The sequence below is a fragment of the Okeania hirsuta genome (assembly GCF_003838195.1).
GTDB lineage: Bacteria > Cyanobacteriota > Cyanobacteriia > Cyanobacteriales > Microcoleaceae > Okeania > Okeania hirsuta.
The window spans coordinates 1-9,495 of the sequence record NZ_RCBY01000262.1 but is presented as its reverse complement, the minus strand read 5'-3'; the positions used below and the strand labels follow the sequence as shown (position 1 = coordinate 9,495).

Genomic DNA, 9,495 nt, shown 5'->3' with positions numbered 1-9,495 from the left:
TAATAGTTTTGTGAGGAGATAGTGACATTTTCTTGGTTAACTGTCCAGTGAGGTGTTGTGTACGCTGTCTAGTGCAGTGTCTAGTGAGTAGTAGACACCCTCAAAAATCCTCTTGGGAATGAGATTTTCAAGAGTTATTGTTAATTTTCTCAATTAACAATCAAAAAAAAACGTTCTCCCAACCACTATAGCTGTTTTAATATAGGCTAAAAACAGCCTCTTCTATGAGTCGAAATTACTATCTCCAACGCTAACCTGGGTTCAATGAGACAATATCGTTATCATTCAAATTCATAGTCAACAACAGGTGTATAGTGAACTGTCTACCAGCTACTAGACACCCTAAATGGGGATGATAAAGAAGCTTGGCTACAGTTTTACAAGGAGTGAAGGAATGGTTGTGGGTGTTTACCAATCAAGATTTTTGTTTATTCCGGGCTTCCGATACCAGAGGACGTGCCGAACTGGAATCTCAGTTGGGGCATAAATATGCTGGTGTTCTCAGTAGTGATGATCTGAGTGTTTATAATGGCTATCCAGTGCAAGCCCAACAGAAGTGTTTAGCTCATCTACGATGTCATTTTCAACGATTAATTCAACTACCAGGTAAGTTGAATCAAGAGATAGGAAAAACTTTTAAAGAGTTAATTGATGAAGGATTTGAACATTATAGTATCTGGCAAAAGAACCAAGAACGGGCTATTTATGATGAGTGGGCGATTGGATTTAAAAACAAAGTAGAATTAGCTCTCAAACAATGGAGTCATAAAGCAGGCTATGAAGCAGGGAAACTGTTACGAACTTTGAAATTGAAAGCAGACCAATGGTGGTATTTTCTACTTCACCCAGAGATTCCTCCTGATAATAATCTAGCAGAACGTTCATGACGGTTGGCAATCACCAAACGAAAAGTTAGTGGTGGTTCCAGAAGTATGGAAAGATTTCAACACACAGCTAATTTATTAACTGTGGTACAAACCTGTCGTCGCCAGGGGCGTTCTGTGATTGAATTCTTTGAACAGTCTCTAGTGGACAGCGTTGTAGGCGATCCCTCATCAACTCTTTCTCTTATTCCTATTTTGCATACCTGAATCCTTACCTTTGACTTGACCTAAAACTAGGCGATTTGCTGTAGCCCAGGCACTGACCATGTGAATAGGTTTTTGAGATTTTTTTTTGTCATAAGAACCTCTGAGAGTTTTTCCATCAATTGCTATGATTTCGCCATCAGTTATTTGACTTACTGACTGAATCCATGACAAAAAACATTGCTGTAATTTTTCTGGGTCTAGCCGTGCAAAAACTCTGGCAAATGTATCATGAGATGGAATGCCATTAGGCAGTTCTAAAAAACTTTTTAGCCATTCATATTTAGACTCACCATAAGCTTCTATATCCACCCATGTATCCGCACTACAAATCACAGCACAAATCGTAATTATAATAATATCAATTAATTGATGACGTTTAGTTCTATCTACCCTCGGGTCTTCTAGTTCACTAAAATACTCATAAATACTCTTTTTTTCCTGGAGTTTCATTGTTAAATATTACTATTATTACTACAATAATTATCCTTCATAAATATCTAACATTCCACACTTAATTAGGAATTTTTAAGTATTAATTATTGAATTGATTTGAGACTTTTTACTCTTGAAAATTTTGGTATTTTTGACAGTGATTTGAGAAGCGATAGACTGCCAGTCCGCAACGCGATCGCATATTCTCCATTTGAAATTTTATTTTTGGTCATTTGTCAAAAAAATTAGATGCGTTTTCCCTGGCTAGTCTGCCCTGCTTATGATTATTTATTCAACAAAAAAAATAGTATTTCGCTACTGAGATATATAAATACTATAGAAGTGATGTAGCTACTGCTAGACTCCGCCAAAACTCAAGCAAGAGATTTAGAAAAAAATTGTGATAATCTTTGACTTAGCTAGGGAGTAGCTCGATTGACCTATATTATACCAGTTGAAGGAAAGGTTAAAAAAGATCAAAAGCTTAAAACTCAGACAACGCAATATTTTTCTTCTCCCTTCTTCCTTCTTCCTTCTTCCTTCTGCACATGACCAAAAACATCAATCAAAAACTAATAATTTTTCTAGCATTTCTACTATTATCATTCTTCCTCAGATTTTGGACTTTATTTGTATCTGTATTAGACAAAGACGAAAGCATCTATATATTAGGAGCAGATAGTCTATTAAACGGCAACCTCCCTTATATAGAAATTTGGGATAACAAACCTCCAGGTATTTTTATCTTATTTTCCCTAACAATGCTAATTTTAGGAAAATCTATAGTATCCATCAGAATCTTATCTATTATCGCCACAACTTTTACCAGTTATTTTTTATATAGCATTGGTGCAGTAATTGACAAAAAACAAGGAGATAAAATTGGATTATTAGCAGGTGCTTTATACGCTATTTTTTCCCTACATAATGATGGTGTTGCTGCCAATGCAGAAATTTTGTTTGCTCCTTTAGTGACTGGAGCATTTTTATTATTATTTCAGAATACGAAACCATCAAATATCAAAGTATTTTTGAGCGGCCTAATTTTAGGGATAGGAATGCAAATCAAATACTTGGTAGTTATGGATGTTTTGGGATTAATTTTATTGGGAAGTTTATTTCGGAAGGAAGAAGGAAGAAGGAAGAAGGAAGAAGAAGAAAGTAGGAAGGAGAAAAGAAAACCTGGAAATAATTTTCAGACTATAGACATATTCAAAAATCTTTCCTTTTCCCTATTTAAGTTTTATATTATTTTAGGTGCAGGCTTAATTTTACCTGCCATTATCATCGCAGTTATTTATCAATTTTCAGGATATTTTGATGAATATATTTATGCGACTCTCACTGCTAATAGTAAATATGTAGTAATGCTCAATTTTTCCTGGTCAGACCTTTTCAGTAGACTCAGAAAACAGGTATTAGGAAATATTTTATTGTGGCTATGTTTATTTTGGAGTCCGGTTTATTTGTTTGTCTTTGCTAGAGGTAAATTAAAGCAAGAACGAAATTTAATCTATTTATTTTTGTGGTTTAGCTGTGCTTTTTTAGCAGTTTTATTATCAAAGCGATTTTATAATCATTACTTTTTACAATTATTACCTACTTTATGTCTAATTAGTAGCTATGTTATTATCAAATCTGTTCATTTACCTCAGCAAAAATATCAAATTCGGAATTTATATGAAGAAGCAAAAAAACCGAAAAAAACTGTTACAATCAATTCCCGAAAATTTTCTATTGACTTCCCTTCTGCCTTGCCAAATATACTTATATTCCTAATTTTAATATATCCTTTTACCCAAGCAGGTTATAACAAATCAAGTAAAAATCTAGAATTTATCTATCATCGATATATAAAAAAAATAGATACATGGGATGACAGAGAAGCTTTGATGGCTAAATATCTACAACAGAGAATTAGATCGACAGATTATATATATATCGTCAATTATGAACCAATAATTTATTACCTAGTTCCCACAAAAATTCCCACAAAATATGCTTTTCCTAGTCATTTAACAGCCATGTCTCAGATTTTACCTACGGATGCTCTCCAAGAATTAGATAAAATTATGGCGAAAAATCCCAGTTATATTTTACTAGCAGAAAAAGATAATATTAGTCCAGAATATAGAAATTATCTCAATCAATATTTAGAAAAAAAATACTTTCTAGAAACCACAATTCAAAACGTCAGATTATATCGAAGGGTGGATCTCAATTTTGAATAAAGCCAAAAATTATTGCTTTTAGGGAACAGGGAACAGGGAACAGGGAATAGGGAATAATTAATAATTAATAATTAATAATTAATAATTAATAGATATCTCCGAAAAATAAATCAACCTTTTAATTAGGGTTTGCTGATTAGATGTAAAAGCACTGATATATAAACGTTTTAGCATTTTTTAGTTAAAAAAAGTCCAAGCTTTTAGGTCATATAGCGCTGTGCGCAGGCAACAGGCAATAGGTAACAGCTCCGGAAGGGGGAATAAAAAGCTGATAAGATAAAACTTTTAGCTATTGGACACCTCCTGTAATTTGTAAATATGCCAGCGCACATTGCTATAATGGTTCAAAAAATTAGAATTTTAGGCTCATAGTTGCGCAGAATAATCAAGGGATTATTCTTCCTCCTACCTCCTCTATAATTCCCATTTACCCTGTCTCCTGTCTCCTGTCTCCTGTCTCCGACCCTTACCCATAAGACTTTTTCAGCAAACCCTAATTAGATTGGTCAAGGAAAGAAAAATTTGCTAAAAAATCTTTTTTTAGCAAATTTTTCGTGAAAATATCTTACCTGTTGCCTGTTGCCTACTCCTGCAAAAAATCTATATCTTTTTCACCAGATGTCTAATGATTTCTGTATGATAATTAATTTTATTTTTGATTATTGGAGATATCTATTGAACAAAAAAAGAATTCAGAAATTAAGAAATATAATGTAAACTAAAAAAAGGAAAATAATAAGAAAAATTAAAATTTCTAGTCAAAATAGCAGTAATCGTGGTAGATAAACAAAAATCCCGAACTGACTATTGCGGTAAAAAAATCATTGGTGTTGGTGAAAAGAGGTATGATATCCTGTCCGGATAAGAGCGCGAATAAACAACTTTCTCCTTCTACTACTCTTTCTTCTTCTTTCTTTCTTCCTGACTCCTGACTCCTGACTACTAAATAATTAAGATTAATATCATACACTAATTCACCAACGCCAAATCATTTTTTATGACTAAAGACACTGAAAAATACATCCTAGCTCTCGACCTCGGTACAACAGGCAACCGAGCAATATTATTCAACTATCAAGGCGCTAGTATTGGTCAAGCTTACAAAGAACTTACTCAATATTACCCTCATCCCGGTTGGTTAGAACACGACCCAGAAGAAATATGGGAAGACACTTATGCCATGATGGAGCAAGTGTTCCGAAATACTAATATTTTCCCCTCAAATGTAGAAGCTATCGGTTTAACAGTACAACGGGAAACCTGTCTCCTCTGGGATAAAACCACAGGTAAACCACTGCACAAAGCAATAGTTTGGCAAGACCGTCGTACCGCACCCATGATTCGAGAATTAGTAGCAAAAGGCAAAGCAGAAAAAATTCAAAACTGTACCGGATTAGTTTTAGATGCTTACTTCTCAGCAACAAAATTATCCTGGATACTAGAGTGGGTAAAGCAAGAACAACCAAACATTAACCTCAGTAACGTGTTGGCAGGTACTATCGATACTTGGATTTTGTGGAAACTAACTGGTGGGCAAATTCACGCCACCGACCATAGTAACGCCAGTCGCACAATGTTAATGAACATTGAATCCCTAAATTGGGATAGAGAATTATTAGACTTGTTTCAAATTCCTAGAGAAATAATGCCGGAAATCAAACCAAGTTTTAGCATATTCGGCAAAACAAAAGCAGATTTATTAGGAATATCAATTCCTATAGCTACAATTTTAGGAGACCAACAAGCCGCCTTATTTGCCCATGGTTGCGATCGCCCCGGAATGTTAAAATGCACTTATGGTACAGGTAGTTTTTTGATTGCTAATACTGGAGATAGTCTTACTAAATCTCAAAATCAACTATTATCAACTATTGGATGGACTCAAAAAATCAATGGTAATTTGAAAACATCTTACGCTCTAGAGGGGGCAATGTTTACCACAGGAGCTTGTATTCAGTGGTTACGGGATGGGTTGAAAATCATAGACTTCGCAGCAGAAACTGAACATCTGGCAATGCAAGTGGAAGATACTAACGGTGTTTATTTTGTACCTGCTTTAAGTGGTCTCGGTGCTCCTCATTGGGATATGAATGCTCGCGGTGCTTTTCTGGGAATTACTGGAGGTGTGAAGCGGGAAAACATGGTGAGAGCAGTTTTGGAATCAATTGCTTTTCAAGTTAAAGAAGTTGTGGATGCTCTGAATCAAGATAGCGGAACTCTAATGACTAATCTAAAAGTTGATGGTGGAGGTTCGCAAAATAATTTTTTAATGCAATTTCAGGCAGATTTGTTGGGTATTCCTGTTGAACGACCTGCGTTTATTGATGCTACTGCTCAAGGAGCTGCTTTTGCTGCTGGTTTGACAGTAGGTCTATGGGATGACTATCACAAATTGGTGAATAATAGTACAGTTGGGCAGGTGTTTGAACCCGGTGAAAATGCTGCAAAAGTGCAAAAAAGTTTTATGGTTTGGCAAAAAGCTGTTAGTAGAGCCAAAAATTGGATTGAATAATTTTGGGAAGTCCTGCAACGGTAATGGTATTGATTGAACTTGAGGCAAATTACCTAATGATGTTAGCTGTTATTACCTCAGCTCCAATTAAAAGAAAGCGGTCGATCTTCGGAGCTTCCCGTAGGGTGCGATGGCGTTAGCGTTAGCGTTTGCGCAGCATGACCATAGGAAAGCTCCTCTATAAGAGGCAGCTCCTCTGTCACTCTTCGGGTCTCCTCGCCAGATCCAATCGACCAAGAGAGAGGATGTATTTCGGTTTCTTTCCTACTCAAAGTTTTTTTCACTCCCCATCTCCCCATCTCCCCTAACTGAATTACCCCCCGTATGACAAAGACACAAGCAGTAAAAATAGCAAAATTTCTCGCCATATCTAAATTAACCAACATAGGGTGAAGAAAAGATAAAATCTAAATAGGTCTTTAATATAGTTATGATAATTCCTCAAGCAGTTACAATTATGTATAAATCATCCCAATATAATTGTATGGATATACAGGAAAATAGTAGCATGGATCTTGGAATTTCCATCATCCCAATTGCAGACAATATAATAGTGGGAGTAGGGGGTAGCTCCTCTACAACTGTTGCTCCTAGACAGTTTAGTCAAGTTGTTAACAAACCATATCCCAACTACAAGGTTATTGTTTTAAATGATGATGTCAATACATTTAAGCACGTCGCTGAATGTTTGCAAAAATATATTCCAGGTATGACAAGTGATCTTGCTTGGGAGCTAACTCACCAGGTTCACAATGAAGGTCAAGCCATAGTTTGGGTTGGCCCTCTATGGGAGCTAACTCACCAGGTTCACAATGAAGGTCAAGCCATAGTTTGGGTTGGCCCTCTAGAACAGGCAGAATTGTATCATCAGCAGTTGAGTCGGGCCGGGTTAACAATGGCACCCTTGGAAAAAGCATAAATAATTTCAGTAGGGTAATCAACAGTATTAAAATAATTAAACAAAGTTAGATATAACTAGATATTTATTGTAATATACTAGGTTTATGTCTAACTTATTATGGGAAACTGAAGGACGGATCAAGTCAATCCGTACCGAAGGTGGTCATCGACGATTTACTGTATCTAACTTAATCGGTAACAAACAAGATAATTCGGTTGTGCATCAGCAAAGTGTGGGATAGGTAATTAAGTCACCCCAGTTCCAGGGAGCGATAATGCTGACGCAACCCTCCGCCAACGCTAAACCAGCCCTTTGTGCTGCTGTATTCTCAAATGCGAGTATGAAGCCAAATCCAATTGAAATAGGGGATGTAGCTACCGCACTTGCTCCGCTAACACTAATTTCACTATTATTAATGTCTGCTCCCAAACCTTAGCAAATTTATTCTGTCGGCAATGTCATCGGCCATTCTGTTGTCTGACAATTCTATTCCTTCGCTCCAATTGCTGTATCTGGTCTTTTCCGATCATATGCTTAATTTCAGGGGGTACTTGAGCGTTCATATCCTCCCCAATCATCGGTATGCCATTGTTTACAGTTAGTTTTACCTTCTGTGTTAACTATCAGTTCTTCAATAAATTGGTCAGTATGTTTACCAACTCTCCCTGTGAGAATCAGGCGTTGGTAATTGATGGGATGATTTATATTTCGGGGTAGCGCTCTGTAACCTACCCCGGTTAATCATTGGGGGATTGCCCCTACAAATTTCATCCTGTAATTTACCAACGCCGAGAATCAATTCACTTGAGGATGCTTGAGTCATCCCAATCCAACAATCACCTGCCCTCAGTTCATTCGACTGGCAGTGATGCCTGTTTTTTTGGACATTCATACCAAAATTTATCTCCACTGATTTGTGAGGTTTCAATATGCGCCTACATGAGCATCATGAATCATTTGTCCTTGTCTTGAGTACCTTTTAAATTTTTATCAACTGGGTAGGATGGTTAAAAGTGAGCCTATCCTACCCAAGATAACAGATAGTTTTTCTACAAGACTAAATTAAGCTCTAACAGCGTATATTGCTCCAATATTAATACTACGAGGTAGACGAGAAAAAATTGCAAAGCCTTCTTGACGCAAATATTCAGCTAATTGCTCTGGCCCTTTACTATGCTATTCCATCATAATTATTTTAATCTGATTTAATTGCCCTTTTACTACCAAAGAATCAAAGATTTCATACTCAGATCCTTCACAGTCAATCTTGGCAACAATATCCATATCTGGGTGCTGAGAAATTATTGAATTTAACTCTTCGCTAATAGGTTTTAAAGTCAGCTCTTCTTTCGGGAGAGATTTATTTTGCTTATTGTTTGTTCGGTCTTCTGAAACTCCAATACTTGCTCTTAATTCATAATCAAATTCGACTGTTACTTTTTTTCTGCATCAGCAATTCCATAACTAAATGGCTTAATTTTGAGAGAAATATCTGGGTTTAAATCAAAATTATGTAGTGCTTGTTTATCGGTAACGTTGAATGTTTCGTAACTCCAGATTGACTTCACATTTTCCTGACTAGCAAAATATAGACTAGCTAACCCTACATTCATGCCAATATCTAGCATAACTACGGGGCGGTCATAAATAAAAGTATAAATTCCTAACCAAAAAATTTCCCAAATAATAGAAAGTTCTTCTGCTGTTTGAACATTTACTTTTATGCCTTCTATTTCTACAATCAATTCATCATTTTTCTCTATAGTAAACTTGGCATTTAACTTTTTCTTGATAAATTTTGCTTGATTCAATGCTTTTTTATGGAGTAGAAAATCATGTTTTTCCTTTTCAACATATATATCCAGTGGCTTGAGAAATAATTTATCTGAGCCGCGCTATACTTCTACATCATTAAAACTCATATTTAACTTAGGAATTTTATCTACCCAATACCAATTAGGTATCTTCTGGTAATTCCTCACATTTCTCAAAAAATTCTTAGTCTTTAACAATGGTTCTTTTAACATTATTCGTATTCCTCTTAAGTAAACAAACTGAATAATTTATTTGAAGGAAAGATCACATTGTTGTTACTACTTTCTCTCCGTACCTAGCCATTGATATAACACCTAGATGAAGAAAAAAATGAGTATAATTAGGGTTTGCGCTCATAAGTCTTATTGGTGAGGGTAGGAGACAGGAGACAACCCACCCCCAACCCCTCCGGTGGAGGGGAAGACAGGAGACAGGATAAATGGGTACTTAGAGGAGGTAGGAGCGGGCGTTTTGTAAGAATGATTTTTCTGCCCAACTATGCGCCTAAAATAC

General features: G+C 35.9%; 7 protein-coding genes and 3 pseudogenes. 5 read left to right on the top strand and 5 right to left on the bottom strand.

Features of this window, described 5'->3' with window-relative positions:
• Positions 1–377: 377 nt before the first annotated feature.
• Positions 378–1,091, top strand: a pseudogene (locus tag D5R40_RS27330) (IS66 family transposase); the annotation flags it as partial.
• Between the two features lie 9 nt (positions 1,092–1,100).
• Here the strand turns inward: D5R40_RS27330 and D5R40_RS27325 are convergent.
• Positions 1,101–1,541: pseudogene (locus D5R40_RS27325) on the bottom strand (ISAs1 family transposase); the annotation flags it as partial.
• 530 nt (positions 1,542–2,071) lie between these two features.
• Here D5R40_RS27325 and D5R40_RS27320 point away from each other — a divergent pair.
• Positions 2,072–3,754 carry an ArnT family glycosyltransferase gene (locus D5R40_RS27320; protein WP_124143671.1) on the top strand — a complete coding sequence of 561 codons (1,683 nt, stop codon included), beginning with the start codon at positions 2,072–2,074 and terminating at the stop codon, positions 3,752–3,754.
• Positions 3,755–4,508: 754 nt separating this feature from the next.
• Here the strand turns inward: D5R40_RS27320 and D5R40_RS36190 are convergent.
• Positions 4,509–4,724 carry a hypothetical protein gene (locus D5R40_RS36190; protein ID WP_124143672.1) on the bottom strand — a complete coding sequence of 72 codons (216 nt, stop codon included), beginning with the start codon at positions 4,722–4,724 and terminating at the stop codon, positions 4,509–4,511.
• A 27-nt stretch (positions 4,725–4,751) separates the two neighbouring features.
• On the opposite strand from D5R40_RS36190, the gene glpK reads away from it, so the two are divergent.
• The 3 genes from glpK (at position 4,752) to D5R40_RS27300 (ending at position 7,408) form a co-directional block, all read left to right on the top strand.
• On the top strand, positions 4,752–6,266 hold the full coding sequence (glpK, locus tag D5R40_RS27310; protein WP_124143673.1) for a glycerol kinase GlpK: 1,515 nt from the start codon (positions 4,752–4,754) through the stop codon (positions 6,264–6,266).
• Between the two features lie 508 nt (positions 6,267–6,774).
• Positions 6,775–7,185, top strand: a complete 411-nt coding sequence (gene clpS, locus D5R40_RS27305) for an ATP-dependent Clp protease adapter ClpS (RefSeq protein ID WP_124155497.1) — start codon at positions 6,775–6,777, stop codon at positions 7,183–7,185.
• An 85-nt stretch (positions 7,186–7,270) separates the two neighbouring features.
• Positions 7,271–7,408, top strand: coding sequence for a hypothetical protein (locus tag D5R40_RS27300; RefSeq protein WP_192901054.1), 138 nt, complete (start codon positions 7,271–7,273; stop codon positions 7,406–7,408).
• On the opposite strand, the pseudogene D5R40_RS40155 reads toward D5R40_RS27300, so the two are convergent.
• The 3 genes and pseudogenes from D5R40_RS40155 to D5R40_RS41520 form a co-directional block, all read right to left on the bottom strand.
• Positions 7,390–7,846: pseudogene (locus D5R40_RS40155) on the bottom strand (IS1 family transposase); the annotation flags it as partial. The gene D5R40_RS27300 and the pseudogene D5R40_RS40155 overlap by 19 nt on opposite strands.
• Before the next feature lie 754 nt (positions 7,847–8,600).
• Entirely contained in the window at positions 8,601–8,978 is a 378-nt protein-coding gene (locus D5R40_RS27290; protein WP_124143674.1) for a hypothetical protein, read from the bottom strand.
• An 84-nt stretch (positions 8,979–9,062) separates the two neighbouring features.
• A complete protein-coding gene (locus tag D5R40_RS41520) occupies positions 9,063–9,194 on the bottom strand; it encodes a hypothetical protein (protein ID WP_275670300.1) in 132 nt (43 codons plus the stop codon).
• Between the last annotated feature and the right edge of the window lie 301 nt (positions 9,195–9,495).